At 70.1% G+C, this 24,284-nt stretch carries 22 protein-coding genes; 9 read left to right on the plus strand and 13 right to left on the minus strand.

From position 1 onward, the window contains the following. Positions 1 to 3 precede the first annotated feature (3 nt). The 3 genes from ACIBGM_RS15525 to ACIBGM_RS15535 are packed head-to-tail and all read right to left on the minus strand — an operon-like array spanning position 4 to position 3,212. The gene (locus tag ACIBGM_RS15525; protein WP_360518793.1) at positions 4 to 969 is read right to left on the minus strand and encodes a TIGR03557 family F420-dependent LLM class oxidoreductase; all 966 of its coding nucleotides are present in this window, start codon (positions 967 to 969) and stop codon (positions 4 to 6) included. Between the two features lie 56 nt (positions 970 to 1,025). Further along, positions 1,026 to 2,300: a winged helix-turn-helix domain-containing protein gene (locus ACIBGM_RS15530; protein ID WP_396385891.1), complete on the minus strand. Its 1,275-nt coding sequence runs from the start codon at positions 2,298 to 2,300 to the stop codon at positions 1,026 to 1,028. 9 nt (positions 2,301 to 2,309) lie between these two features. Beyond that, complete coding sequence (locus ACIBGM_RS15535; RefSeq protein ID WP_396385893.1) at positions 2,310 to 3,212, minus strand: DMT family transporter; 903 nt, start codon at positions 3,210 to 3,212, stop codon at positions 2,310 to 2,312. Between ACIBGM_RS15535 and ACIBGM_RS15540 the strand changes: the two genes are divergently transcribed. Then, positions 3,211 to 4,632 (plus strand): PLP-dependent aminotransferase family protein, encoded by a 1,422-nt coding sequence (locus tag ACIBGM_RS15540; RefSeq protein ID WP_396385894.1) that lies wholly within the window; start codon positions 3,211 to 3,213, stop codon positions 4,630 to 4,632. The genes ACIBGM_RS15535 and ACIBGM_RS15540 overlap by 2 nt on opposite strands. A 61-nt stretch (positions 4,633 to 4,693) precedes the next feature. Here ACIBGM_RS15540 and ACIBGM_RS15545 read toward each other — a convergent pair whose 3' ends face one another. Further along, positions 4,694 to 4,837 carry a GPGG-motif small membrane protein gene (locus ACIBGM_RS15545; protein ID WP_165949278.1) on the minus strand — a complete coding sequence of 48 codons (144 nt, stop codon included), beginning with the start codon at positions 4,835 to 4,837 and terminating at the stop codon, positions 4,694 to 4,696. 138 nt (positions 4,838 to 4,975) lie between these two features. On the opposite strand from ACIBGM_RS15545, the gene ACIBGM_RS15550 reads away from it, so the two are divergent. Next, positions 4,976 to 5,716, plus strand: coding sequence for an NIPSNAP family protein (locus ACIBGM_RS15550; RefSeq protein ID WP_396385895.1), 741 nt, complete (start codon positions 4,976 to 4,978; stop codon positions 5,714 to 5,716). 147 nt (positions 5,717 to 5,863) lie between these two features. Next, positions 5,864 to 6,796 carry a serine protein kinase RIO gene (locus tag ACIBGM_RS15555; RefSeq protein ID WP_396385896.1) on the plus strand — a complete coding sequence of 311 codons (933 nt, stop codon included), beginning with the start codon at positions 5,864 to 5,866 and terminating at the stop codon, positions 6,794 to 6,796. Here the strand turns inward: ACIBGM_RS15555 and ACIBGM_RS15560 are convergent. Further along, positions 6,780 to 7,946, minus strand: a complete 1,167-nt coding sequence (locus ACIBGM_RS15560; protein ID WP_396385897.1) for a prolyl oligopeptidase family serine peptidase — start codon at positions 7,944 to 7,946, stop codon at positions 6,780 to 6,782. The two genes, ACIBGM_RS15555 and ACIBGM_RS15560, sit on opposite strands and share 17 nt — an antisense overlap. Positions 7,947 to 8,021: 75 nt before the next feature. Then, positions 8,022 to 9,677, minus strand: coding sequence for an FAD-binding dehydrogenase (locus ACIBGM_RS15565; protein ID WP_396385898.1), 1,656 nt, complete (start codon positions 9,675 to 9,677; stop codon positions 8,022 to 8,024). A gap of 68 nt (positions 9,678 to 9,745) precedes the next feature. Here ACIBGM_RS15565 and ACIBGM_RS15570 point away from each other — a divergent pair, with 68 nt between their 5' ends. Continuing rightward, positions 9,746 to 11,626 (plus strand): DUF5107 domain-containing protein, encoded by a 1,881-nt coding sequence (locus ACIBGM_RS15570; protein WP_396385899.1) that lies wholly within the window; start codon positions 9,746 to 9,748, stop codon positions 11,624 to 11,626. 149 nt (positions 11,627 to 11,775) lie between these two features. After that, on the plus strand, positions 11,776 to 12,183 hold the full coding sequence (locus ACIBGM_RS15575) for a DUF3592 domain-containing protein (protein WP_396385900.1): 408 nt from the start codon (positions 11,776 to 11,778) through the stop codon (positions 12,181 to 12,183). Between the two features lie 129 nt (positions 12,184 to 12,312). Here ACIBGM_RS15575 and ACIBGM_RS15580 read toward each other — a convergent pair whose 3' ends face one another. Then, complete coding sequence (locus ACIBGM_RS15580) at positions 12,313 to 12,930, minus strand: TetR/AcrR family transcriptional regulator (protein WP_360516077.1); 618 nt, start codon at positions 12,928 to 12,930, stop codon at positions 12,313 to 12,315. A 125-nt stretch (positions 12,931 to 13,055) separates the two neighbouring features. Here ACIBGM_RS15580 and ACIBGM_RS15585 point away from each other — a divergent pair, with 125 nt between their 5' ends. Then, on the plus strand, positions 13,056 to 14,240 hold the full coding sequence (locus tag ACIBGM_RS15585; RefSeq protein ID WP_360516080.1) for a phosphatidylinositol-specific phospholipase C1-like protein: 1,185 nt from the start codon (positions 13,056 to 13,058) through the stop codon (positions 14,238 to 14,240). A gap of 7 nt (positions 14,241 to 14,247) precedes the next feature. After that, a complete protein-coding gene (locus ACIBGM_RS15590; RefSeq protein ID WP_360516083.1) occupies positions 14,248 to 14,688 on the plus strand; it encodes an OsmC family protein in 441 nt (146 codons plus the stop codon). Positions 14,689 to 14,908: 220 nt separating this feature from the next. On the opposite strand, the gene ACIBGM_RS15595 is transcribed toward ACIBGM_RS15590, so the two are convergent. Beyond that, positions 14,909 to 15,031: a hypothetical protein gene (locus ACIBGM_RS15595; protein ID WP_360516086.1), complete on the minus strand. Its 123-nt coding sequence runs from the start codon at positions 15,029 to 15,031 to the stop codon at positions 14,909 to 14,911. Positions 15,032 to 15,092: 61 nt separating this feature from the next. Next, positions 15,093 to 16,247, minus strand: coding sequence for an aromatic acid exporter family protein (locus tag ACIBGM_RS15600; RefSeq protein ID WP_396385902.1), 1,155 nt, complete (start codon positions 16,245 to 16,247; stop codon positions 15,093 to 15,095). A 68-nt stretch (positions 16,248 to 16,315) separates the two neighbouring features. On the opposite strand from ACIBGM_RS15600, the gene ACIBGM_RS15605 reads away from it, so the two are divergent. Then, complete coding sequence (locus tag ACIBGM_RS15605) at positions 16,316 to 16,819, plus strand: DUF5709 domain-containing protein (protein ID WP_360516092.1); 504 nt, start codon at positions 16,316 to 16,318, stop codon at positions 16,817 to 16,819. Positions 16,820 to 16,879: 60 nt separating this feature from the next. Here ACIBGM_RS15605 and ACIBGM_RS15610 read toward each other — a convergent pair whose 3' ends face one another. Genes ACIBGM_RS15610 through ACIBGM_RS15620 form a run of 3 tightly spaced genes read right to left on the minus strand, consistent with a single transcriptional unit; the run spans position 16,880 to position 21,549 of the window. After that, a complete protein-coding gene (locus ACIBGM_RS15610; RefSeq protein WP_396385903.1) occupies positions 16,880 to 18,205 on the minus strand; it encodes a cytochrome P450 in 1,326 nt (441 codons plus the stop codon). Between the two features lie 33 nt (positions 18,206 to 18,238). After that, positions 18,239 to 18,532 carry a helix-turn-helix domain-containing protein gene (locus tag ACIBGM_RS15615; protein WP_396386213.1) on the minus strand — a complete coding sequence of 98 codons (294 nt, stop codon included), beginning with the start codon at positions 18,530 to 18,532 and terminating at the stop codon, positions 18,239 to 18,241. Next, complete coding sequence (locus tag ACIBGM_RS15620; RefSeq protein ID WP_360516098.1) at positions 18,529 to 21,549, minus strand: glycoside hydrolase family 38 C-terminal domain-containing protein; 3,021 nt, start codon at positions 21,547 to 21,549, stop codon at positions 18,529 to 18,531. Before ACIBGM_RS15620 ends, ACIBGM_RS15615 begins: the two co-directional genes overlap by 4 nt. A gap of 245 nt (positions 21,550 to 21,794) precedes the next feature. Between ACIBGM_RS15620 and ACIBGM_RS15625 the strand changes: the two genes are divergently transcribed. Further along, the gene (locus tag ACIBGM_RS15625; RefSeq protein WP_396385905.1) at positions 21,795 to 22,775 is read left to right on the plus strand and encodes a TAXI family TRAP transporter solute-binding subunit; all 981 of its coding nucleotides are present in this window, start codon (positions 21,795 to 21,797) and stop codon (positions 22,773 to 22,775) included. Positions 22,776 to 22,939: 164 nt separating this feature from the next. Here the strand turns inward: ACIBGM_RS15625 and ACIBGM_RS15630 are convergent, their stop codons facing one another. Beyond that, positions 22,940 to 24,283, minus strand: a complete 1,344-nt coding sequence (locus ACIBGM_RS15630; protein ID WP_396385906.1) for a sensor histidine kinase — start codon at positions 24,281 to 24,283, stop codon at positions 22,940 to 22,942. Position 24,284 lies beyond the last annotated feature (1 nt).

Below are 24,284 nucleotides of genomic sequence, written 5' to 3' on the forward strand. Positions count from 1 at the left end.
CCCCTAGCGCATGATCCGGCGTAGCTCGGGGAGCACCTCGGTGCGGTAGAGGTTCATCATGTCGACCGAGTGCGGGCCCATGTTCGCCACGTAGATCTCGTCGAAGCCGGCTTCGATATAGGGCTTGAACGCGTCCACGTGGGTGTCCACCTTCGACCCGGCGGCGACCGACTGTGCGGTCGACTCCTTCGTCACCAGCTGACTGGCTTGCTCGAAGTGCCGCGGCGACGGCAGCACCTGCGACAGTTCACCGGGCAGACCCGAGTTCCGCCAGATCCGGTGCGCCTGCTCGATCCCCTCTTCCTCGGTCGGCGCGTAGCTGACCTTGAACCCGACCTGCGCGGGCTTGTCGCCACCGCCGTTGTCCCGGAACCGCTGCAGCAGCTCGGCATCCGGCGACGTGGTGATGTACCCGTCCGCGATTCGCGCCGCGACGTCGGTTGCCTCCGGCCCGAACCCGGACATGTAGATCGGCAGCGGCGTCTCCGGCCGGGTGTAGATCCGGGCCGTGTCGACGGTGTAGTGCTTGCCGTGGTGGCTGACGAAACCGTCCTCGGTCCACAGCCGCCGCATGATCTCGACCGCCTCCTCGAGCATTTCCAGCCGGACGTCGACCGTCGGCCAGACGCTGCCGAGGACGTGCTCGTTGAGTGCTTCGCCGGTCCCGACGCCGAGGGTGAACCGGCCGTTCAGGAAGACGGCGCTGGTCGCGGCCGCCTGGGCGATGACGGCCGGGTGGATCCGCACCGTCGGGCAGGTGACCGCGGTGGTCACCGGCAGCTCGCAGACCTGGGAGATCGCCCCGATGCTCGACCAGACGAACGCGCTCTCACCCTGCTCGTCGTTCCAGGGGTGGAAGTGGTCGCTGATCCACAGTGCGTCGAACCCGGCCTCCTCGGCCAGCCGTGCCTGCTCGATCAGCTGGGCCGGGGTGTACTCCTCACTGGACAGGAAGTATCCGATCTTCATCTCGTCTCCCGCTCACATCGGCTGCACTACCGGCCCGGTGCCCCGGACCTGCGGCGCTATGCACGGGACAAGGCCTTGCCGAGCTTGCCGTCCGCGGTCACCAGCACGCGGTCGAGCTCCAGCCAGTGGGCCATCAGGTCGAGCTCGGCCTTGAGCGGTTCCACGATGTCGGGTACGCCGTCCTCGGCGGTCACGGTCGGGACGACGAGGGCCGAGTTCCGGCGATCGGCTTTCACATCCACCCGCGCGACGATCCGGTCGCCGAGCAGGAACGGCAGCACGTAGTAGCCGTGCACGCGCTGGGCCGCGGGCGTGTAAATGCTGATCCGGTAGAAGAAGTCGAACAGCCGATGGGTCCGGTCGCGGTTCCAGATCAGAGTGTCGAACGGCGACAGCAACGCCCGTGCCTGGACCGGCCGATCCTGGGCCGCCGACCACAGATAGCTCTGCTGCGGCACGCCGGACACGCGAACCGGGACGAGTTCGCCGGCGTCGACCAGCTCACCGATGACCTGGTTGGCGGTTGCTCTCGGCAACGGAAAGTGCCCGCCGCCCTGGCCGCACAGCTCGCGCGCGGTGGCGACCCCGAGCGTCCGGGCCGAGATCCTGACCAGGTCCCGGCGCGCTTCCTCGGCGCTCAGCTCGGGCTGTGGTGGCAGGACCCGCTCGGTCAGGTCGTAGAGCCGCTCGAAGTTGCGCCGGCCGGCGATCGTCACCTGACCCGTGCAGTACAGGTACTCGATCGCGATCTTCGCGTCCTGCCAGTTCCACATCTTCCCGGTGCTCGGATCCGGGTCCGGGTCGGTGCGCTTGCGCCGTACCCCGTCCGGGTTGGCCTCGCCGGCCGTGATCGGCCCGCGTTCGGTGACCAGAGCCAGCACGTCGTCGACGTACCCGGGTCGCTCGGCGGTCAGCCTGCGCATGCCGGTGACGACCGACCACGGCGCGGTGAGCGCGGGATCCAGGTCGGCGGCGGGACCCCAGTCCTGGAGGTCGGCAGCCCGCATTCGCCAACGGAACAAGGGGTAGCTACTCAGCGGGATCAGGCTTGCCTTGTGCGCCCAGAAGTACTCGAACAGCTCCCGGTCCGCGCCCCAGCACATCCGATCCAGCGTCGTCCGCGAGTACGAGCCGAGTCGGGCGAACAGCGGCAGGTAGTGCGAGCGGCACACCACGTTCACCGAGTCGACCTGCAGAACGCCGATCCGCTCGATAACTCGCCGGAGATGCCGCGCGTCGACGCGCCCGGGCCGCGGCTCGGCGAAGCCCTGCGCCGTCAGCGCGATCCGCCGCGCCTGGTCGATCGAGATCGTCTCACCCGCGGCTCCCATGACCCGAAGCTACCGCGATCGCTGTGTCACCACGATGCACAGCAGTACGACGACAGCCGTGATCGGAGCCGCCACCGGCAGGTGCTCGCCCATCAGGAGGACGGACCACACCAGAGTCAGCAACGGCTGGGCCAACTGGAGCTGACTGGCCTTGGCCACGCCGATGATCCCCATCCCGCGGTACCAGACGACGAAGCCGCCGAGCTGCGAGATCCCGGCGATGTAGGCCAGCCCCACGATGCTGATCGGGCTCAGGTCGATCGGTTCCCGAGGTACGGCGATCAGCGTGATCGCGAGGCTGACCGGCAGGGCGAGCACCACGGCCCAGGCTATGACGTGCCAACCGGGCAGGTGCGCGGCCAGTCGACCGCCCTCGGCGTACCCGAGTGCGCAGGCGACCAGCGCTGCGACGAGGTACAGGTCGGCGATCGAGACGGCGCCGTGTTGCCGGGTGAGGGTGAACACCAGGACGGCCGCGGCGCCGGTCACGGCAGCCGCCCAGAACCGCCAGGACAATGTGCGGCGGGTCAGCAGTGCCGCCGCGGAAGCGGTTGCTATCGGCAAGAGGCCGGTGACGACCGCGGTGTGCGCGGTCGTCGCGGTCTGCAACGCCAACGCTGACAGCAGCGGGAAGCCGATCACGCAGCCGCCGGTGACGACCAGCAGACCCCGGAGATCCTCGCGGCGCGGCCACGGAACACGCAGGCCGGCCAGGAGCGCGATCGCGAGCACCCCGGCGAGCAGTGCGCGGACGCCGGTCGCAGTCCACGGGCCCATGCCCTGAGTGGCCCAGACGGTGGCCGGGGCGCTCAGCGAGAACGACGCCACCCCTAGAAGCGCGGCGACGGTCCCCGTGCGGGGAGTCGATACCGCTTCTCGGCCAGGAGCGATAGCGCTATTCTGTGCTGTCATGAACGACGATAGCAGTCTGGATGTCGTCGTCGGGCGGTTGCGGGCCCAGGCGGCCGCCTCGAGCCCCGGTGATCGACTGCCCTCGAGCCGGCTGCTGGTCAAGCGGTGGGGGATCAGCCCGATCACCCTCTCGCGGGCGGTGACCGTGCTGGTGGCCGAGGGCGTCGTGGTCTCGCGGCCAGGCGCGGGGGTCTTCATCAGCGACCGAGCGCCGCGCCGATCAGAGACCGCGGCTGACCTGTCGTGGCAGGAGCAGGCGCTGACCGGTGAACGACCGCCGATCACCGCGATGCTGCGCATGCTTGCGACACCGGGCGACGACGTGATCGACCTGTCGACCGGTTACCTGCACGAGTCCTTGCAGCCGAGCAAGGCGCTGGCCGACGCGATGGCACGGGCAGGACGCCGGCCGGGGACCTGGACGCGCGCGCCGGCGGAGGGCATTCCCGAGCTCCGAGCCTGGTTCGCCGCCGACATCGCCGGCCGGGACGGGCCGCTCGGTGCGAACGATGTGCTGATCAGCTCGGGTGGGCAGACTGCGCTGGTCACGGCGCTCAGAGCCCTGACCGACCCGGGTGACAGTGTGCTTGTCGAGTCACCGACGTACCCGGGAACGCTGGCCGCGGCCCTTGCTGCCGGGCTGCGTTGTGTTCCTGTTCCGGTCGATGCGGACGGTATCCGAGTCGAGTTGCTCGCGGAGGCGTTCGCGAGCTCCGGTGCGCGGGTGGTGGTGGTCCAGCCGCTGTTCCAGAACCCGACCGGCGCCGTCCTCGCGCCTGGGCGGCGGGCGCAACTGATGAACGCCGTACGAGCGGCCGGAGCGTTTGTCGTCGAGGACGACTTCACGCGTCGGTTGGTGCACGGAGACGCTCCCGACCTGCCGCAGCCGTTGGCGGCCGATGATCCGGACGGTCACGTCGTCCACATCCGGTCGCTGACCAAACCGGCCTCGCCGAGCTTGCGGATCTCGGCGCTGACCGCGCGTGGCGTCGCGTTCGACCGGCTGCGCGCCACGCATGTGGTCAACAGCTTCTTCGTCCCCAGGCCGATGCAGGAGACCGCGCTGGAGTTGATGACGGCGCCGTCGTACGCGACGCATCTGCGCCGGCTGGCGACCGCGCTGCGGGACCGCCGGGAGACGACGACGCGAAGCCTGGCGGAGCGTTGCCCACACCTGACGGTGCACGCCGCTCGGCCCGGCGGTTACCACGTCTGGGCGTCGCTGCCCGACGGCGTACAAGACGACGAAGCCACGGCCGAAGCCTTGCGGCACTCGGTCGCGGTCAGTCCCGGAAGTGCGTTCCACCTCCCGGGCGGACCGACGCGGCACCTTCGGCTCAGCTACGTGGCGGCCGCATCGCCCGACGAGATCGTGCGGGGCGTCGAGCGGCTCGACCAGGCGCTGCGCCGACTGCGCTGAACGGGGGCGTCGCCCCACGCGGGAGCTGCGTGGGGCGACGACGGTTCGAGGGGTTTGGTGGTCAGGTGAAGATGCTGACGCCACCAGGACCGACCAGCAGGCCGATCACGATCAGGGCGGCGCCCCACAGCAGCTGGCCGCGGACAAGAGAGACGATCCCGGCAATGACGAGGATCGCCGCGATGATCCACAGGATGAGACCCATGGTCCTTCCAATCTCTAAGGCCGGGCGGGCACCCGGCGGCTGAACTCCCCGTGCTGCACCTCCAGTGCCCACCGCGCAAACGGTGAATCACTGACATGCGTCGTCAGGTATCCCTGCTTGACTGACCGTGGCCGACTGATGAGGAGGAGCCAGATGGAGGAGTGCTGCGCGGTGGTCGACCTGCGCCAGTACACGCTGCACCCGGGCCGGCGCGATGCGTTGATCGAGGTGTTCGACGAGCACCTGGTCGAGGGGCAGGAAGCGACCGGCATGCACATCGTGGGCCAGTTCCGCGACCTGGACGAACCGGACCGGTTCGTGTGGATCCGCGGCTTCGCGGATCTGCCGTCGCGTGCGGAGGCGTTGACGGCGTTCTACACCGGGCCGATCTGGCGTGCGCACTCCGGCGCCGCGAACGCGACGATGGTCGACTCCGACAACGCGCTGCTGCTGCAGCCGGTGGAGCTGCGTGACGGCTACCCGCGGCTCGACGCACCCCGCGCGCCTGTCGGTACGACGGAGGTGCCCGGATCCGTGATCGCCGGGGCGGTGTACCACCGGAGCTCGCCGGCCGACGGGTTCGTCGAGTTCTTCGCCGACCACGTCGCCCCGGTGCTGGTGGAGACCGGCGCCGAGCCGGTCGCGGTGCTCGAGACCTTGGTTGCCGAGAACAACTTTCCCGCGTTGCCGCTGCGCGACGAGGTGGTGCTGGCGTGGTTCGCCCGGTTCGCCGACGACGCGGCGTACGACGAGCATCGCCGGCAGCTCGCGGGGTCGCCGACGTGGCAGCAGAAGGTGCTGCCGGAGCTGGAGCGGCGGTCGGTCAAGCCGGTCCAGGAGCTGCGGCTGCGGCCGACCAGCCGGTCGCAGTTTAAATAGCTTGCGCGGCCGGGCGACCGCCCGGCATCCTGAGTCGACCCGTGTAGCGACGAGCGCTGCCTGGACCTAAGGAGGGCTGACGGATGGCCATCACTGTGCTGCGGCATGTCCGCGTCAGTCCCACCTCACCGTTCAGGAGCACCCCGGATGTCTTCCGACGTCTTTCGCACCGACTCAGAATTCTCTGACCTTTCAGACCTCGACTCCCGCTGGGCCGAACTCACCAGTGACGAGTCCCAACCCGATCCGGCCGACGCCTTCGTCTTCCAGTTCCACGCGGTCGACGAGAAACTCGGCCCGGATCAGCGCTGGTCCACCTGGCTGGACGTCGAGCGCGGTTCTCGCGGACCTGATCCCCGCCCGGACTGGGTGGTGACGGAACAGGCCGCGATCGACACCGAGCTCGGCGTCCTCAAAACCGGCAAGGAAGCCGACGTCTTCCTGGTCGAGCGGGCCGTCGAAGCCATCGGCGATAACCCGGCCCGGTCCTCGCTGCTGGCCGCCAAGCGCTACCGCACCGAGGAACACCGGTCGTTCCACCGCAGTACGTCGTACGTCGAGGGGCGCCGGACCCGGAACAGCCGGGACAGCCGCGCGATGGCGAAGAAGACCGCCCACGGTCGCAGCGTCGCCGCGGGGCACTGGGCGTACGCTGAGTGGGACGCGCTGTGCCGGCTGTGGAAGGCCGGTGTGCCGGTGCCGTACCCGGTGCAGGTGGACGGCACCGAGTTGCTGATGGAGTTCATCGACGACGGAGAGGGCGGGGCCGCGCCACGGCTCGCCCAGGTCCGGCCGCCGAAGGACCTGCTCGGTCAGTACTTCGAGCAGCTGCGGCACGGGATGCGCGAGCTGGCCAGGGCGGGGTTGGCGCACGGCGACCTTTCGCCGTACAACGTACTGGCCCAGGGCGACCGGATCGTGATGATCGACCTCCCGCAGGTCGTCGACATCGTCGGCAACCCGAAGGGGATGGACTTCCTGCTCCGGGACTGCCACAACATGGCGACCTGGTTCACCAACCGCGGGCTGGAGATCGACGAGCAGGAACTGTTCGCCGACCTGCTCACGATGGTGTTCTGATCGCCCTCTGGAACAGCGGGACCAGGGGGACCAGCCGGCCGGGGTAGGCGTCGACGAGGCCGTCGACGTGGTTGCCTGCCTCGACCCGCTGGTAGGTGTGCAGGCCGGTCCGGCGCGCCATGTTCGCGTACACGTCCGAGTCCTGGGTGATCGGCAGCAGGCTGTCGAACGTCCCGTGGATGGTGACCAGCGGCCGGCGGATCTTCCCGGTCAGCGCGATCCGTGCAACAGCCTGGTGCGCCTGCGTCCGCTCGGCGTAGTCGTAGTCGGCTTCGCTGCCGGTGTACGTCGGGTCGAGCTCGGCGGCGTAGATGCGTTGGGTCAGCTTCCAGTAGACCGAGTAGTGGTAGTCCCACAGGAAGTCCGACCGCGGGTCAAACCCGGCCTTCGCGATCAGCTCCGGTGATTGTTGCTCGTAGCCCCTGATCGCCGGCGGCAGGAACGTGAACAGGTTGGGCCCGTTCGCCGTCCACAGCGTGCCTTCGAGGTCGACGCCGCGCGTGAACAGCTCAGGGTGGTTCTCGAGCTGCCACCGGACCAGGTAGCCGCCGTTGGAGATCCCGGCGGCAACCACCTCGCGTGCAGGCTTCCCGTAGTACTTCGCGACCGTGGCGCGGGCGGCCCTCGCCAGTTGGGTCGTCCGCAGGTTCCACTCCACGATCGCGTCACCCGGCCGCACACCGTCGGTGTAGAAGGCGGCGCCGGTGTTGCCCTTGTCGGTCGCCGCGTAGGCGTAGCCCAGGGACAGCACGTAGTCCGAGATCGCTCTGTCGTTCGCGTACTGCGCTCGCACGCCAGGTGATCCGGAGACGACCAGGCCGCCGTTCCACTGCTCGGGCAGCCGGATCACGAACTGGGAGTCGTGGTTCCAGCCGTGGTTGGCATTGGTGTGCGACGAGTCCGGGAAGTAGCCGTCGATCTGGACGCCCGGCACGGGCCCCGGGGTCGGGAGACCGGAGTGCGTGAGCCCGGCATAGTCGGCCGGGTTGGTGTGGCCGGACGCCACGGTGCCGGTCGTGGTCAGGTCGTCGAGGCGCGCGAGTTGCTGATACTCGGCACCCGGGACCCGGACCGGTCGATGGGCGTCGGCCGGCACGGTCAGACCGGACAACAGCAGGACGGTGGCTGAGAAGAACGCGAGGCGGCGCATGGCGTCACGCTAGAAGCCGGTGTCACGACCAGACAGGGGGTCGCGGCACACATGCGCCGGCTCACCAGTGTTGTCCTACGACACAGCCTTGGCTGCTGCGCGTCCCGCCGTACGACCGGTGAAGAGGCAACCGCCGACGAACGTGCCCTCCAGCGAGCGGTAGCCGTGGATGCCGCCACCGCCGAAGCCGGCCACTTCGCCGGCCGCGTAGACACCCGGCAGCGGCTCGCCATCGGGCCGCAGCACTCGCGAGTCGAGGTCCGTCTGCAGGCCGCCGAGCGACTTCCGGGTCAGGATGTTCAGCCGTACGGCGATCAGCGGGCCGGCCTTCGGGTCGAGGATCCGGTGCGGTGACGCGACCCGGATCAGCTTGTCGCCGCGGTAGTTCCGGGCCCCGCGCAACGCGGTGATCTGCAGGTCCTTGGTGAAGGTGTTGGTGAGCTCCCGGTCCCGGGCGACGATCTGGCGCTCCAGGTCGTCCAGGTCGATCAGCTTGTCACCGGTCAGGTCGTTCATCGCGCGGACCAGGTCGGGCAGGTTGCTCCGGACGATGAAGTCGGCGCCCTTGTCCATGAAGGCCTGCACCGGTGCGGTCGCACCGCCGCGGGCCCGGCCGAGCACGCCGCGGATGTCCTTGCCGGTCAGGTCCGGGTTCTGCTCCTGGCCGGAGAGCGCGAACTCCTTCTCGATGATCTTCTGGGTGAGCACGAACCAGGTGTAGTCGTACCCGGTCCGCATGATGTGCTCGAGCGTTCCCAGGGTGTCGAAGCCGGGGAACAGCGGCACCGGCAGTCGCTTGCCGGTGGCATCGAACCACAGCGACGACGGTCCGGGCAGGATCCGGATCCCGTGCATCGGCCAGATCGGGTCCCAGTTCTGGATGCCCTCGGTGTAGTGCCACATCCGGTCCCGGTTCACGTACCGGCCGCCGGCCCGCTCGGTGATCGCCAGCATCCGGCCGTCCACATGCGCCGGGACCCCGGAGATCATCCGCTTCGGCGGCTCGCCCATCCGCTTCGGCCACTGCGACCGGACCAGGTCGTGGTTGCCGCCGATCCCGCCCGACGTCACGATCACCGCCTGCGCGGTGAGGCTGAAGTCGCCGACCTCGGCCCGCGAACTGGCCACCCCGCGGGCGACGTCGCTCGGCTCCAGGACCTTGCCCGCGACCCCGTCGACGACCCCGCCGGTGACGGTCAGCTCGTCGACCCGGTGCCGGAACCGGAACTCCACCAGGCCCTTCGCGACCGCCTCCCGGACCCGCCGCTCGAACGGCGCGACCAGGCCCGGCCCGGTGCCCCAGGTGATGTGGAACCGCGGGACCGAGTTGCCGTGGCCGTCCGCGTTGTAGCCGCCGCGCTCGGCCCAGCCGACCACCGGGAAGAACCGCACACCCTGGGCGTGCAGCCACGGACGCTTCTCGCCGGCCGCGAAGTCGACGTACGCCTCGGCCCACTGCCGGGCCCAGCGGTCCTCGTCGTCCAGCCGGTCGAACCCGGCCGACCCGAGCCAGTCCTGCAGCGCGAGATCGCGCGAGTCCTTGATGCCCATCCGGCGCTGCTCGGGGGAGTCGACGAACAGCAGCCCGCCGAACGACCAGAACGCCTGCCCACCCAGTGAGGCCTCCGGCTCCTGGTCCAGCAGCAGCACTTTCCGCCCCGCGTCGGCCAGTTCGGCAGTCGCGGCCAGTCCGGCCAGACCCGCCCCGACGACGATCACATCCGCGTCCATGGTGTCCATGTATAGCGGACCGGTGGCACGGATGGACGGGCTTGTGCGGAATTGTGAGGATGAGTGCTGTGACGACCCTTTCCGCGCAAGATCTCGTCCTGCCCGCCGCCTCCCTCGGACCGGAGAACCCGCTCGCGCCGCTGCGCAGCCAACAGGAGCTCCACCAGGTCCAGAACCTCGCCGAGCTCCCGGCCGACCTGCGCGAGAACATCCAGTACGGCCGCCTGCACAGCCCGCTGCCCTGCTTGAACCAGGACGGGTACGACCGTTCGCTGGTGGACCGCGCCCTTCCGGCGCTGGTGCTGGAGAACGACCACGTCCGAGCGACCGTGCTGCCCAGCCTCGGCGGACGGCTCTACTCACTCGTCGACAAGGCGAGCGGCGACGAACTGCTCTACCGCAATCCTGTGTTCCAGCCCGCGAACCTCGCGCTGCGCAACGCGTGGTGGGCCGGCGGCGTCGAGTGGAACGTCGGCAGCACCGGCCACTGGACCGGCACCTGCGCCCCGATGCACGCCGCCCGCATCGACGGCCCCGACGGTACGCCGGTACTGCGTCTCTGGGAGCTGGAACGGACCAGGAACCTCGTCACCCAACTCGACTTCTGGCTCCCGGCCGACTCGACCTTCCTGTACGTCGGCGTCCGCCTGCAGAACCCGTCCGACGCCGACGTCCCGGCCTACTGGTGGTCGAACATCGCCGTCGAGCAGTCGCCGGACACCCGCGTCCTGGTGCCGGCCGACCAGGCCTGGCGGTTCGGCTATGGCAAACGACTCGACCTCATCGAGGTACCTCTGTATGAGGGGACCGACCTCACCTACCCGATGCAGCACAGCCGGGCGGTCGACTTCTTCTTCGAACCACTGGCGGACGAACGGCCGTGGATCGCGTCGGTGAACGGTGCGGGCAACGGTCTGGTTCAGGCGTCGACCGATCGACTGCAGGGCCGGAAGCTCTTCGTCTGGGGTGAAGGCACGGGCGGACGGCGATGGCAGGAGTGGTTGGCGCCGGGTCTTCAGGGCCACGGCTACGCGGAGATCCAGGCCGGCCTTGCCCGGACTCAGATGGAGCACCTGAAGTTGCCGGCCGCAACGAACTGGCACTGGCTCGAGGCCTACGGCCGGCTGTCGGTGGACCCCGTGGCCGCGCACGCCGAGGACTGGGTGACGGCCCGGACGGCCGGCACCGAAGCGCTGCGTCCGGTCCTGGATCAGCTGCCGGAGCGCGAGCGCGCATGGTTGACGGTTGTGGACGCGGCACCGGTCGAGAGCCTCGCGGTCGGCTCGGGCTGGGGTGCGCTGGAGCTGACCCTGACGGGGTGGACGGTCTCGGCAGGTACGCCGTTCGACGAGGACACCATGACATCGCGGGAACGCGCGTGGTTGCCCTTGCTCGACGGGCGGTTGCCGGCGGCTGACGCCGTACCTGATGGAACGCTGGTGAGCTGGCGGGAGCAGCTGGAGAAGGCTGAGGACAATTGGCTCGTCTGGTACCACCGCGGTGTCGCGCGCCATTACGCCGGAGACGTCGATGGTGCGGTGGAGGCGTGGCGGCGGTCGGGGGACAATCCGTGGGCGCTGCGGAACCTTGGCTTCGTCACCGGGGAGCTGTCGTACTACGAGCGGGCGGCCGAGCTGCTGCCGGACCTGGTCGAGCTGCAGGTCGAGGCGGTCGCTGCTGCGCTCGAAACCGACGTACCGCGGGCCGGCCGGATGCTCGCGCGCGTCCAGGCTGCGGATGACCCGCGGATCCGGCTGCTGCGGATCCGGCACGCGCTGCTGTCCGGCGACCCGCAGACGGCCGCCGCGTTTCTGGCCGACGGCATCCAGTTGCCGACCGTTCGTGAGGGCGCGAACCCGCTGGCGGACCTGTGGGTGGAGACCGAGGAAGCGCTCGGCACCCGGCGGCCGGTGCCCTCGCAATATGAGTTCGGGATGGGCGGTCACTGACTTCTCGAAAACTTTGTCAGGACGTGGGAACCGAGTGCCTCCAGGCGTCGTCTCACCGTTGTGCGGCAAGGGCCGCGCAAGGTGTCTCCCAGAGACATCGACCAACGACGACCGCGTCGCTCGCGGGCGGCGCGTCGGGGGTGAGTGCCATGTTGACGATCGTTGTGCTCGGTGGGTTCGGCCTGGTGCTGCTGGTCACGGCATGCATCGTGCTGGATGTGCTCGCCGGGCTCCGGCGGGACGAGATCCCCTCGGGCACGGAAGAGAAGACGGCCGGTCAGGTGATCCGGGTGCGTGGCCCGGTCCGCGGTCAGCTGGACGGCGGCGAATCGACGGTCTACACCGAGGTCACCGTCGAGTACTGCACCCGCCGGGGTGAGGGACCGTTCGAGGTCTCCCGCAAGCTCCCGGTGGGCAGCAGGATTACTTACACCAAGGGCGACCGGGTCATCGTCAGCTACGACGTCCGGAGCCCGCGCCGGGCCCGCATCGCCGGCCGGGTCAGCCACTGGCCGCAGCTGGGGCCGCGGAGCTCGGACCCGGTTCCACAGCCCTAGAGCACGTCTTCAAGCAAGTCGCCCTCCCACGGCTTGCTCCGCCCACCCCTCGCCTCCGGCGAGGGCTTTTGCGCTTCCAGGTCCTGTCTGCTGATCCCCCGCCTACTGCGCGGGATCAGCAGACAGGACCTAGGCGGGGAGGTGGGGTGCGAGCAGGTTGTAGAGGACCGGGCGGCCTTGGGACAGGACGTAGTCGGCTTCGGAGGGATCCAGGCGGTCGGCGAGGTGGGCCAGGGCTTCGCCCATGGTGATGCTCAAGGTGACGGCCAGACGGAACTCGTGGGTGTCCCGGGCGCCGAAGCGGGCGGTGAGGAGCTCGGCGAACTCGCCGGCGTGCTGGTCGTCGTACTCGCCGGGCTGGGTCTCCAGGTCCGGGTCGCCGAGCCCACTCAGTACCACCGCCCGGAACCCGGGATCCGTCCGGTGCATCTCCCGGAACGTGTCCAGCGTGACGTCCACCGACTCCCGCCAGGTCGTCACCGACCCGAGCCGCTCCCGCACCGCCTCGGAGTAGCGCGCCTGGTTCCGGCGCTCGATCGCCTGGATCAGGCTCCGCTTGTCCGGGAAGTACCGGTACACGCTGCCGACCGCGATCTCGGCCCGCTTCGCGATCCCGCTCGTCGACGCGGCGTCGTACCCGCGTTCGACCACTTCGGCGCAGGCCGCGTCCAGGATCCGCTCGACCTGCCGGCTGGCCCGGTCCTGGGTCGGCGTCCGGCGCAGTGGATACGCCCCCGATGTCACCATGTCGCTCATTGTCCATCTTCCGGGGGGACAACGTTGCCACCCGGATGTGACAGATTGCCGACAGATCGGCCTCGGCACCGACGGCCGACAACCTGGTGTCCGCCCACAGGAGGGGAATTCCCGTCATGCGTATCAGCAGAACGGTGGTCGCCGGCCTGGCCTCCGCCGCGATCGCCGCGACCGGACTCGCCGGTACGGCGCTTACGACCTCGCAGTCCGCACCGGCCGGCCCGCAGTCGCAGCAGCAGGAGAACGGCTCGGGCCTGCGGTTGAACCAGCTGCAGATGATCGGCTCGCACAACTCGTACCACCGCGAGCTCAGCCCGGCCGAGCAGAAGGTCCAGCAGGCCCAGAACCCGGGCTCGGTCGACCTCTGGTACTCGCACGCAGCCATCCCGGCGCAACTGGAGGACCAGAACATCCGGACCCTCGAGCTCGACCTGGTCCCGGACTCCCCGGAGGGCGGGCTGTACACGTACCCGCTGATCCGCAAGCTGACCGGGCAGGGACCGCTGACCGACCCGGTGATGGCCCAGCCCGGCATCAAGGTCATGCACATCCCGGACTTCGACTACAACGGCACCTGCAAGTCGCTGGTCGTCTGCCTGCAGCAGGTGAAGGCCTGGTCGGACCAGAACCCGGACCACGCGCCGATCACGATCAGCCTCGAACTCAAGCAGTCCGACCCGAAGGTGGTCGCGGCCGGCGGTGTGCAGTCCCCGCCGTGGGACGCGGCGAACCTGGACAAGATCGACGCCGAGATCCGGTCGGTCTTCGGTGCGAAGGAGATCCTGACGCCGGACGACGTACGCAAGCCGGGCCTGACGCTGGAGCAGTCCGTGCTGACGAAGGGCTGGCCGAAGGTCGACTCGGTCCGCGGCCAGGTGCTGTTCTACTTCGACAACGGCGGCGCCGGCACGATCCGGGACCTGTACCGGGCCGGCAAGCCGAACCTGGAGGGCCGGGCGGTCTTCACCCGCGGTCCCGAGGGCCAGCCGGACGCCGCGATCACGCAGGTGAACGACCCGCGTGGCGCCAACCAGGCCGAGATCCAGCGGCTGGTGTCGAAGGGCTACCTGATCCGGACCCGGTCCGACGAGCCGATGGCGACGATCCGCGAGAAGGACTTCAGCCGGGTCGGGATCGCGCTGGCCAGCGGCGCCCAGGTGGTCACCACCGACTTCCCGGTCGCCGGGATGGCGGCCCGCTACGACAGCGACTTCGTCGCGAAGCTGCCGGGGGACACCCCGGTACGATGCAATCCGGTGTCGGCGCCGCAGTGGTGCCGCGGGAACGTCGCGGAGAGGTGACCTGAGCATGTCGGAGCACGTGGTCGATCTCAGTTGGAGCCGTGGTGAGCACGAGTTCACCTACGACACCTACAACCGCGACCACGAGTGGCGCTTCGACGGCGGGATCACGGTGCCGGCGTCGGCCAACCCGACGTACCTGGGCAACCCGGGCCCGGTCGACCCGGAGGAGGCGTTCGTGGCGGCGCTGTCGTCGTGCCACATGCTGACCTTCCTGGCGATCGCGGCCCGCAAGCGCCTGGTCGTGGACGCGTACGACGACCACGCGGTCGGCGTGATGGCGAAGAACGAGGCCGGCCGGCTGGCGATCACCCAGGTGACCCTGCACCCGAAGATCGTCTGGGGCGGCGCGGAGCCGGACGCCGAGGCGATCGAGCGGATGCACCACCGGGCGCACCTGGAGTGCTTCATCGCCAACTCGGTCACCACCGAGGTGACGGTGGCTTAGGGCAACAAAAAAACCACCCACCGGCCTGGCCTGAGCCTCGCGCAAGCGGCGTCAGGACAGCCGGCGGGTGGTTCTCGGTGCACCTCTGTGGCGGTGCACCACAGATCCGGCGGCGCCTCGCACGGGGCGCCTCTTGCGTTGTGCGACATCCGTGCGGTCTAGCTCGGTGGGCAAGACCGTCCGGGTGCGCCGCCTGGATCCGTTCGTCCGGTACGCGCCGTTACTGCTCGGCGGCGGCGTCGCTCCGGTCGTCAGCGGTCTGGGTCATCTCGACGGCCAGCAGGTCCTCGAGCCGGCGGACCTGCTCGTTGGCCATCGTGGACATCAGTCGGTGGATCGTCATGCCGGTGAGACGCACGCGGTCATCGGTTATGACGGGAATTCGGCCCGACTTTTGATGTGACCTACTTCTCATCCAGTCCATCGGGGCGGAGCGGGACCAGGGCGCGGGCCTCGTCGTACGTCGTGCCGGTCAGCTCGAGCAGGTCGACGACGGTGGAGCGGATCTGCCCGAGGACGACGACTGCGGACAGGCCGGCGGGCAGCGGCAGCTCCGCCGTACGGCGGCCGAGCTCGCCCAGGACGCGGTGCGCGGCGACGTCGGCGTGCGGCTCGAACAGGGACTCGCCGATCAGGCGGGTGCCGTCGGCGAGCCGCTCGAGCAGCACCGGGTACTCGGCCGGCATCTGCTCGTCGCGCCAGACCGACACGGCGCAGCGCCGTACCAGGACCCTGATGTTGCGGATCGCGCGGTCCAGCGGTACGACGAGGTCGGCGATCTCCTGGACCCGGCCGCGGTGCCGGCGGCGGAACGGCGACAGCCGGACCACCGCGACGCCCTCGTCGGCCGCGCTGCGCAGGTTGTCCAGCAGGGACTCGCTGTTGCGCGCCCGGCGGAGCGCGTCGGTGACGGCCGCCTCGTCCTTGTGCTCGAGGCCCTCGGCGGTCTCGGTCAGGATCTCGGCCAGCTCGTTCAGCACTCCGGACGCTTGTTGCCTAGGGCGTCTGATCGCGGTGGCCGGGGCGATCGTCGCGGCGGCGAGGGCGACCAGGCCGCCGAGGACCGCGTCGAGCCAGCGGCTGAACCCGGCGCCGGGGTTCGGGAGCAGGGTGGTGACGATCGCCGCCTGGACACCGGCCTGCGTGGTCATCAGCGTGCCGGCGCCGAGGAGTACGGCGACGCTCATCGCCAGCGCGACCACGAAGACGATCTGCGGTACGCCGGTGCCGAAGAAGCGGACGATCAGGTCGCCGACCCCGACCCCGACCGCCACGCCGACCATCACCTCGGCCACCCGGCGCAACCGCTGGCCGAAGCTGAACCCGAGACACACCATCGCCGCGACCGGCGCGAAGAACGGGGTCGGGTGGCCGAGGACGTACCGGGCCAGCGCCCAGGCGACGCCGGCGGCGAGCGCGCACTGGGAGATGAAGAACAGCCGGTCCCACCAGCGGTCCACCCGGCGGCGGACCGAGGCCCGCGAGCGGCGGGCGGCCCGCGGCGCGATGTCGTCACGCAGCTCCCGCAACTGCTCGAGTGTCAGCCGGACCGGATCCACGGACCCCATTGTCCAGGCAACCGCCCTCCGGCTTGATTCACCCGCTCTGGACGGACAGGGTTGTGGGCATGAGTGAGAACAACCGCGAGGACTACGGCAGCTACAGCGTGGACGACGAGGACCAGCTGCAGGCGGAGGACACCCTGAACGACCGGGGTGTGGAGGATCTGCTCGACGAGGGCTACTCGCCGCCGGAGAAGTGGTCCGCGGGCGAAGGGTTCGGCACGACGGCCGACGAGGCGCTGCAGGGCGAGTCGCTGGACCAGCGGATCGCGCAGGAGGAGCCGGACGTCGACCCGTACGCCGAGGACGGCGAGGACGTCGGCGGCCCCGAGGTCGGCGTCGAGCGGTCCGGCCGCCTGGTCGCCCCCGACGAGGGCGCCCACAGCGACGACGAGGACGAGCTGGTCGCCGAAGACGTCGGCTTCGCCGGCGCCGCCGCCTCGGCCGAGGAAGCCGCCGTCCACGTGGTGGACGACGAAGAGAACTTCGAGCTCACCGACGACGACGAGTCCGACCTCCCCAGCTACCAGGACGTCGACCTGGGCGACGTCACCGACCAGGAAGACTGAACCGCCCTCGCTCCGCTCGGCCGGGTGGTGTTGGTGTGCCCGGCTCGCGCGGCAGCGGGGTCAGCGGCGGGTGACGGTCACCTCGGCTCCTCGGGCCGGGACCAGGGTGACGTTCTTGGGCTTGGCTGGTTCGGGCGCGGGGTGGGGGGCGGTGAAGCTGTGGGTGGTCAGGGCTGCGCGGAGGATTTCGGTGGCTTCCATCAGGGAGAAGCCGGCGCCGATGCAGCGGCGGGCGCCGCCGCCGAAGGGGATCCAGGTGCCGGGGGCCGGCGGGTCGTCGTCGAGGAAGCGTTGCGGGCGGAAGTCCTCCGGCACCGGGAAGTGCTCGCCGTCGCGGTGCACCAGCCCGATCGCCGCCATGATCGTGGTCCCGCGCGGCAGCCGGTAGCCGGCCACGTCAGCGGTCTCGGTGAGCCGCCGGCCGACCTGGTAGACGACCGGATGCAGCCGCATCGCCTCCTTGGCGATCGCCTCCAACTCGTCGTCGGCCCCCGAGTCCGCGGCCCGCTGCCCGAACGCCAGGTCCTCCGGCCGCCGCGCCAGCTCGTGGAACGCCCACGCCAGCGCCGTCGCGGTCGTCTCGTGCCCGGCCAGCAGCAGCGTGACCAGCTGGTCCCGCAGCTCCACGTCCGACCAGTTGCCCGCAGCAAGCAGCCGCGACAGTACGTCGTTGCGCCCGGCAAGATTCCCGCGCCGCCGGGCGATCTCGTCGTACAGGATCTCGTCGACCTGCTGCTGCACCGTCAGGTACGTCCGCCACGGCGGCACCCGGAGCAGCGCCGGGTAGAACCCGCCGAGCATGATCACCGGCGACACCGAGACGATCTTGTCCAGCAGCGGCCGGAGCCGGTTGAGCTTGTCCGAGTCGGTCACGCCGAACACGACCTGCAGGATCACCTCGAGCGTGAGCTCCCGCATCCGCTGGTGCACCTTGAACGGCTTGCCGACCGGCCAGGTGTCGACCTCCGCGCGGGCGAGCTCGTGCACCATCCCGGCGTACCCACGCAGCGCCTGCCCGGAGAATGCCGGCATCAGCTGCCGCCGCATCCGGACGTGGTCCTCGTCGTCCAGCAGCAGCAGCGAGTGCGCGCCCATGATCGGCTCCAGCACCGTGTTGCCCTCACCCGCGTGCATCACCGACGGCGGGCTGCCGAACACCTCCCGGATGTGCTCCGGCCTGCTCAGTACGACGACCACGCGGCTGGACGGCACCAGCCGGATCGTGAACACGTCGCCGTACCGTTCGCGCATCCGCGGGAAGAACGTCTTGCGGTGACTCGCGAACAGCACGGTCTGAGCCAGCGTGGGCAATCGCGGACCCGGCGGCAGCGTGCGCGCCGTCTGCCGGTCGAGCGTCCGGGAGCCGAGCAAGGGTGTCGAGGCCATGCCACCTCCAAGCCGGGGTCTCTCCAACCTACGTCAGCTGGGTGAACTGTTGCCTATGTCTGGGCGTCGAATGCGACAAGGGCGGCCACCAGCCGAGGTAGCTGGTCGTCGCGCACCGGATCCAGGGCCGACCTGGCGCAGCCGGTAGTCGACGGTGTTGGCGTGGACGTGCAGGTCGGCCGCCGTCTGCCGCCGGTTGCGCGCGTTTCCCCCCGAGCGCCCGGGGAATGGCCGCCTTCGGCACCATCGTCGCCGCAGCCGCTGGGTGAGAAGGGCGAAGGCCCGCTCGGCTTTGCCGGGCGGGCCCTCGTCGGGGTGGGGGGTCAGGAACGCTTGAAGCGGAGGGTGAGGATCTGGAAGGGGCGGAGCTCGAAGGTGACTCCACCGTCGGTGAGCTCGCGGTCGGCGAGGTGGCGTTCGAGGAGGTCTACCTCGGCTGCCGACGCGGCCGCGAAGGACGGGGTGATGGTGGCGCGGGAGCGTCCGCCGGTGGACTCGTAGAGGCGAACCACCACGTCACCGGACTCGTCGTCGGCCAGCTTCAGCGCCTCCACGATGACGTTCGGGTTGTCGACGGCAACGATCGGGGCGACCCCGTCGGCGCCGGTGACGACCCGCTCCGGCAGGTTGATCCGGTAGCCCTCCTCGATCGCCTCCGGGATGCCGGCGCCGACCACCAGCGCGTGGTTGACGGTGTGCACACCCTGGTCGGTCTGCGGGTCGGGGAACCGCGGCGCCCGGATCAGCGACGTGCGGATCGTGGTGGTGGTGCCGCCGTCCTCGCGGGCGGTCCGGTTGACGTCGTGGCCGTACGTCGAGTCGTTGACCACGGCAACGCCGTACCCGGGCTCGCCGACGTGCACCCAGCGGTGCGCCGCGATCTCGAACTTCGCCGCGTCCCACGAGGTGTTCTGGTGGGTCGGCCGGAAGATGTGGCCGAACTGGGTCTCCGACGCCGACCGGTCGGCGTGCACGTCGACCGGGTACGCCGCCTTGAGGAACTTCTCCGCCTCGTGCCAGTCGATCGTGGTCTCGATGTCGACCCGCTTGGCGCCCGGCCGCAGCCGCAGCGTCTGGGTGACCGACGACCGGTTGAAGGACCGCTTCACGACGACCGTCGCGACACCGGAGACCGTGCTGAAGTCGACGCTGTCCACCTCGGTCACGTCGCGGACGTTGTTCTTGTAGAACGAGTCGACGTCCCACGCGTCCCAGTGGTTCGGGGTGTCCACGTGCAGCTGCAGCAGGTTGCCGGTGGTGCCCGGAGCGATCACCTCACGCGCGGCCTCCACGTCGTACAGGGAGGTGATCAGGCCGCGCTCGTCGATGGTGACCCGGATCAGCCCGTTGTCCAGTACGCCGTTCTCGACCGAGACGGACTGGCCTTCGCCGGCTGTGACACCGGCGCCCAGACCGGCGATGCCGTTGCGGCTGTGCGGCGCCGCGTTGAAGACGATCTGCGCGTCGCCGGAGCCGGCCAGCGCCTGCTGCGCCGTCGCGATGATCGCCTCGAGCTCCGCCGCCAGCTTCGCGTACGTCGCCTCGGCCTCGCGGTGCACCCAGGAGATCGACGAGCCCGGCAGGATGTCGTGGAACTGGTTCAGCAGCACGGCCTTCCAGATCCGGTCCAGGTCCTCGTACGGGTACGTGTCCAGCTTGCCCGCGACGACAGCCGCGGCGGACCACAGCTCGGCCTCGCGGAGCAGGTGCTCGCTGCGCCGGTTGCCCTGCTTGGTCTTGGCCTGCGAGGTGTACGTCGCCCGGTGGATCTCCAGGTAGAGCTCACCCGACCAGACCGGCGCGTGGTCGTGGTACTCCTCCTCGGCAGCGGTGAAGAACTCGGTCGGGGACTCGATCGTGACCCGCGGCGAGGACTCCAGGTTGGCCACCCGGCGCGCGGTCGCGACGAACTCGCGGGTTGGGCCGCCACCGCCGTCGCCGTACCCGAACGGCACCAGCGAGTGGGTCGCCGCGCCGTTCTCGGCGAAGTTGCGCTGCGCGTGCGCGAGCTCGCGGCCGGACAGGTCGGAGTTGTAGGTGTCGATCGGCGGGAAGTGGGTGAACACCCGGGTGCCGTCCAGGCCCTCCCACCAGAAGGTGTGGTGCGGGAACCTGTTCTCCTTGTTCCAGGAGATCTTCTGGGTCAGGAACCACTTCGAGCCGGACAGCTTCACCAGCTGCGGCAGCGCCGCGGTGTAGCCGAACGAGTCCGGCAGCCAGACCTCCTGGGTGTCGATCCCGTACTCGTCCAGGAAGAACCTCTTGCCGTGCACGAACTGCCGGGCCAGCGCCTCGCCGCCGGGCAGGTTGGTGTCGGACTCGACCCACATGCCGCCCACCGGGACGATGGTGCCGTCGGCAACGGCCTTCTTCAGCCGCTCCCACACCTCCGGGTAGTTGTCCTTCACCCAGGCGTGCTGCTGGGCCTGCGAGAACGCGAAGACGAGCTCCGGGTACTCCTGCGCCAGGGTGGCGACGTTGGAGACGGTCCGGGCCACCTTGCGGCGGGTCTCGCGCAGCGGCCAGAGCCAGGCGGAGTCGATGTGCGCGTGCCCGACCGCTGACAGTTGGTGCGCGCTGGCGTGCGCCGGGCGGCTCAGTACGTCGGTCAGCTGGGCGCGAGCGTCGGCCGCGGTGCCGGCGACGTTCTCGTAGTCCAGCGCGTCCAGTGCGCGGCTGAGGGCGCGCAGGATCTCGCGGCGACGCGGCTCCTGCGGTGACAGTTCCTTCTGCAGACCGTCCAGCGCCTCGAGGTCGAGGATCAAGTCCCACACCTCGGCGTTGAAGACGGCCAGGTCGGCGCGGGCCAGCCGGTAGATCGGCGTGCCGCCCGGCTCCGGCTTGCTGCCGACGTCGGTGGGCGCGAACGCGTTCGACCCCAGCACCTCGGGGTTGGCGGCCGCCTCGACGTAGAACTCGATCCGGTCGCCGGGCGAGGCCGCCGTACCGTCGGGGCCGAGGATCGACAGCGGGGCGTAGGTCTGCCGCGGGTGCAGGCCCTTGAGCGGCACCCCGGACGTCGTGTGGATCAGGCCCTCCGCGGAGAACCCGGGGCCGCCGCTGAAACCGAGGTCGACGACGGCCTCGATCTCACGGCCGGCCCACTCGGCCGGCACCTGGCCGCTGAACTTGAACCACGCGGTCCCCCAGGCGGGACCCCAGGGCAGGCCGAGCGCGGCCGGCTCGTAGGTCGCCGCGATCGCCTCGGCGGCCGGCACCGGCTCACCCGGGGCGTGCCACACCTGGATGTCCAGCGGGACCGCCGCGCCGTAGATCGCGGGGCGGATGCGCTCCCGCAGGGCGCGCTGGAGCCGCTCCTCGATGAGTTGACGGTCGTCGTGCACGAAATCATCCTCCGGGGGTATCTGCCGTGCCTAGTCCTGCGACCACGCGGCCGCTGCGATGACAACGCTGTCACACCCACCCCGGGCCCGTCCAGACGCAGTTCATCGTTGCACTCCTGGTAGCGGCCGGATTGCAGTCTGCGGCGGCGGCTACCGGTTCGAACCTGTTGCCGTCTAGGTTGTCCTGCATGGATCGCCCCCGCCTCCTGACCCCTCCCGGGAACGGCCTCCTCACACCGAGCGGAATGACTCGCCGCAGCATGTTCGGACTCGGTGCCGCCGCCGCGGCCGCGCTGCTCGTCCCAGGCTGCTCCCGCGGCCGCTCCGACGAGCCCGCCCCGGCCGGGCCGGCCACGCTTGCGACCGGCAACAAGGGCGGGGTGTACGACGTCTTCGGCAGCGGTCTGGCGCGGCTGGTCAGCGAGGTGACCGGCATGGAGATGCGGACGGAGTCCTCCGGCGGGTCGGTCGACAACCTGCAGAAGGTGGCCGGCATGAAGGTCGACATGGGCTTCACCACCTCCGACACCGCGCTGAACGCGTACGAGGGAACCGGACTGTTCAGCTCCGGCGGGCTCAAGTTCAGCGCGCTGGCCCGGACCTACGACAACTACGTGCACGTCGTGGTGCCGACCGCGTCGAACGCCGTCCACCTGAAGGACCTGAGCGGCCTGACCGTCAACGTCGGCCCGATGAACTCCGGGACCAAGGTGGTGGCGGACCTGATCCTGGACGCGGCCAAGCTCCGCAAGGTCAAGACGACCAACCTCTCGCTCGAGGAGGCCGTCAAGTCGCTGAAGGAGAAGGCCGACCGGATGGGCAAGGGCCCGGGGATCGACGCCTTGATCTGGAGCGGCGGTCTGCCGACCGGGCCGATCGCGTTGCTGCAGAAGTCGGTAGGCTTCCGGCTGGTCGACATCGGCGTGGTCGCCGAGGAGATCTCGCTGAAGCGGTTCGGCGGCTACATCGTGTCCTCGATCCCGCCGTCGGTGTACGGCCTGGCCAGCTCGGTGCCGACGCTGGCGGTGCCGAACTACCTGATCGCCCGGCCGAACCTGTCCGACTCGTGGGCCTGGTGGACGGTCAACACGATGTTCCGCCGGCAGAACGACCTGATGGGCGCCCACCCGGAGGCCGGTTCACTCGACCCGCGCTCCGCGATCGCCACCATGCCCATCCCCCTCCACCCAGCCGCCGAACGCTGGTACCGCGCCAACCACATCTGACCCGCTCCCCACCTGCCCCTCCCCACCTGACCCGCTCCCCACCTGCCCCGTTCGAGGGGATATCCGCTGGGCGTGGGGGTTCTCCGGCCGTCCACGAGGGGAGAACCCCCAACTCCAGGGGATATCCTCCCCTGGAGCTGTCGGGGTGTCAGGCTGTCGGGTTGTCAGGCGTCGTAGTCGTCGATCAGGGGGACTCGGACCTCGATGACTAGGCCGCCGCCGATCGGGGGGCGGGCGACCACGCGGCCGCCGACCCGGGCCGCCTCGGACCGGACGATCGCCAGTCCCAGGCCGGTCCCCGGCATCTCCCGGTGGTGCGCGCTGCGCCAGAACCGCTCGCCAACCTTCTTCAGGTCGCGTGACCCGAGCCCGAGGCCGTGGTCGCGGACCGACATGACCACCTCGGTGCCGTCCCGGGTCACCGACACCTCGACCGGCGGAGCGCCGTACTTGGAGGCGTTGTCGAGCAGTACGTCGAGGATGTCGTCGACCTCGAGCTCCGGGGCGACACCACCCGGCACCATCTCGCCGATGATCAGCTCCAGGTCGTCGGCGGCGTACACGGCCTTCCAGCCGACGAGCCGCTCCTTGACCGCCTGGGCCAGGTCCAGCGGCTCCTCGCTGTTGCCGTCGGCATCGGCCCCGGGGCGGTCCGAGCCGGCCAGCCGGGACAGCCGCTGGACGATCCGGCCGAGCCGGTCGATGTCGCTGAGCGCGAACCGCGCCGTCGGCGACAGCCGGGACAGGCCCTCGATGTGGATCCGGGCCGAGGTGAGCGGCGTCCGGAGCTGGTGCGACGCGTCGGCGACGAACTCGCGCTCGCGCTGGCGGGCCTGGTGCAGGCTGAGCGCCATCGAGTTGAAGCTGTCGCCGAGCCGGCGGAGCTCGGGGGCGCGGCCGTCGGTGGACACCCGGGTGTCGAGGGCGCCGCGGGTGATCTGGTGGGTCGCGTTGTCCAGGTCGTTCAGCGGCCGCAGCACCCAGCGGGTGATCGGCCGGACGATGCCGATGACGATCGCGCCGATGCTGATCAGCAGGCCGCCGAGGAGCAGCAGCAGACCGCGCTCCACCTGGTCGCGGGCCTTCTCTGTCGGTACCCGCAGTACGGCGGCACCGAGCACGCGGCCGTTGTTGACGACCGGGCGGGCGACCACCATCTCGCCGGTGCGCCACGGGAACAGCGCGGGCGGCTCGGCGGGCAGCCGGCCGGCCAGCGTGCTGTCGAGGGCGATCTTGAGGTCCGGCTCGTCCACGTTCACACCAGAGCGGGACGTGGCCACCACCTTGCGGTCGACGTCCACGACGAACACCGGGGTGTTGTAGAGCTCGTGGTAGCGGACGGCCAGCTCACGCAGGTTGGCGATGTCACCGGACTGCAGCGGCGACTCCGCCATCGTGGCGAACCAGTCCGCGTCGTTGCTGCGGGACAGGAACAACGTCCGCGACGTACTGGTGGCGATGTAGTTGGCCAGCGGTACGGCGGCGACGATGGCGAGGACGACCACCATC

This window comes from Kribbella sp. NPDC050470 (genome assembly GCF_044458365.1).
GTDB lineage: Bacteria > Actinomycetota > Actinomycetes > Propionibacteriales > Kribbellaceae > Kribbella.

Coding starts and splice junctions, on each gene's coding strand:
- ACIBGM_RS15525 (WP_360518793.1), bottom strand. CDS start 969: ATGAAGATCGGATACTTCCTGTCCAGTGAGGAGTACACCCCGGCCCAG.
- ACIBGM_RS15530 (WP_396385891.1), bottom strand. CDS start 2,300: ATGGGAGCCGCGGGTGAGACGATCTCGATCGACCAGGCGCGGCGGATC.
- ACIBGM_RS15540 (WP_396385894.1), top strand. CDS start 3,211: ATGAACGACGATAGCAGTCTGGATGTCGTCGTCGGGCGGTTGCGGGCC.
- ACIBGM_RS15535 (WP_396385893.1), bottom strand. CDS start 3,212: ATGACAGCACAGAATAGCGCTATCGCTCCTGGCCGAGAAGCGGTATCG.
- ACIBGM_RS15545 (WP_165949278.1), bottom strand. CDS start 4,837: ATGGGTCTCATCCTGTGGATCATCGCGGCGATCCTCGTCATTGCCGGG.
- ACIBGM_RS15550 (WP_396385895.1), top strand. CDS start 4,976: ATGAGGAGGAGCCAGATGGAGGAGTGCTGCGCGGTGGTCGACCTGCGC.
- ACIBGM_RS15555 (WP_396385896.1), top strand. CDS start 5,864: ATGTCTTCCGACGTCTTTCGCACCGACTCAGAATTCTCTGACCTTTCA.
- ACIBGM_RS15560 (WP_396385897.1), bottom strand. CDS start 7,946: ATGCGCCGCCTCGCGTTCTTCTCAGCCACCGTCCTGCTGTTGTCCGGT.
- ACIBGM_RS15565 (WP_396385898.1), bottom strand. CDS start 9,677: ATGGACGCGGATGTGATCGTCGTCGGGGCGGGTCTGGCCGGACTGGCC.
- ACIBGM_RS15575 (WP_396385900.1), top strand. CDS start 11,776: ATGTTGACGATCGTTGTGCTCGGTGGGTTCGGCCTGGTGCTGCTGGTC.
- ACIBGM_RS15580 (WP_360516077.1), bottom strand. CDS start 12,930: ATGGTGACATCGGGGGCGTATCCACTGCGCCGGACGCCGACCCAGGAC.
- ACIBGM_RS15585 (WP_360516080.1), top strand. CDS start 13,056: ATGCGTATCAGCAGAACGGTGGTCGCCGGCCTGGCCTCCGCCGCGATC.
- ACIBGM_RS15590 (WP_360516083.1), top strand. CDS start 14,248: ATGTCGGAGCACGTGGTCGATCTCAGTTGGAGCCGTGGTGAGCACGAG.
- ACIBGM_RS15595 (WP_360516086.1), bottom strand. CDS start 15,031: ATGACGATCCACCGACTGATGTCCACGATGGCCAACGAGCAGGTCCGC.
- ACIBGM_RS15605 (WP_360516092.1), top strand. CDS start 16,316: ATGAGTGAGAACAACCGCGAGGACTACGGCAGCTACAGCGTGGACGAC.
- ACIBGM_RS15610 (WP_396385903.1), bottom strand. CDS start 18,205: ATGGCCTCGACACCCTTGCTCGGCTCCCGGACGCTCGACCGGCAGACG.
- ACIBGM_RS15625 (WP_396385905.1), top strand. CDS start 21,795: ATGACTCGCCGCAGCATGTTCGGACTCGGTGCCGCCGCCGCGGCCGCG.
- ACIBGM_RS15630 (WP_396385906.1), bottom strand. CDS start 24,283: ATGGTGGTCGTCCTCGCCATCGTCGCCGCCGTACCGCTGGCCAACTAC.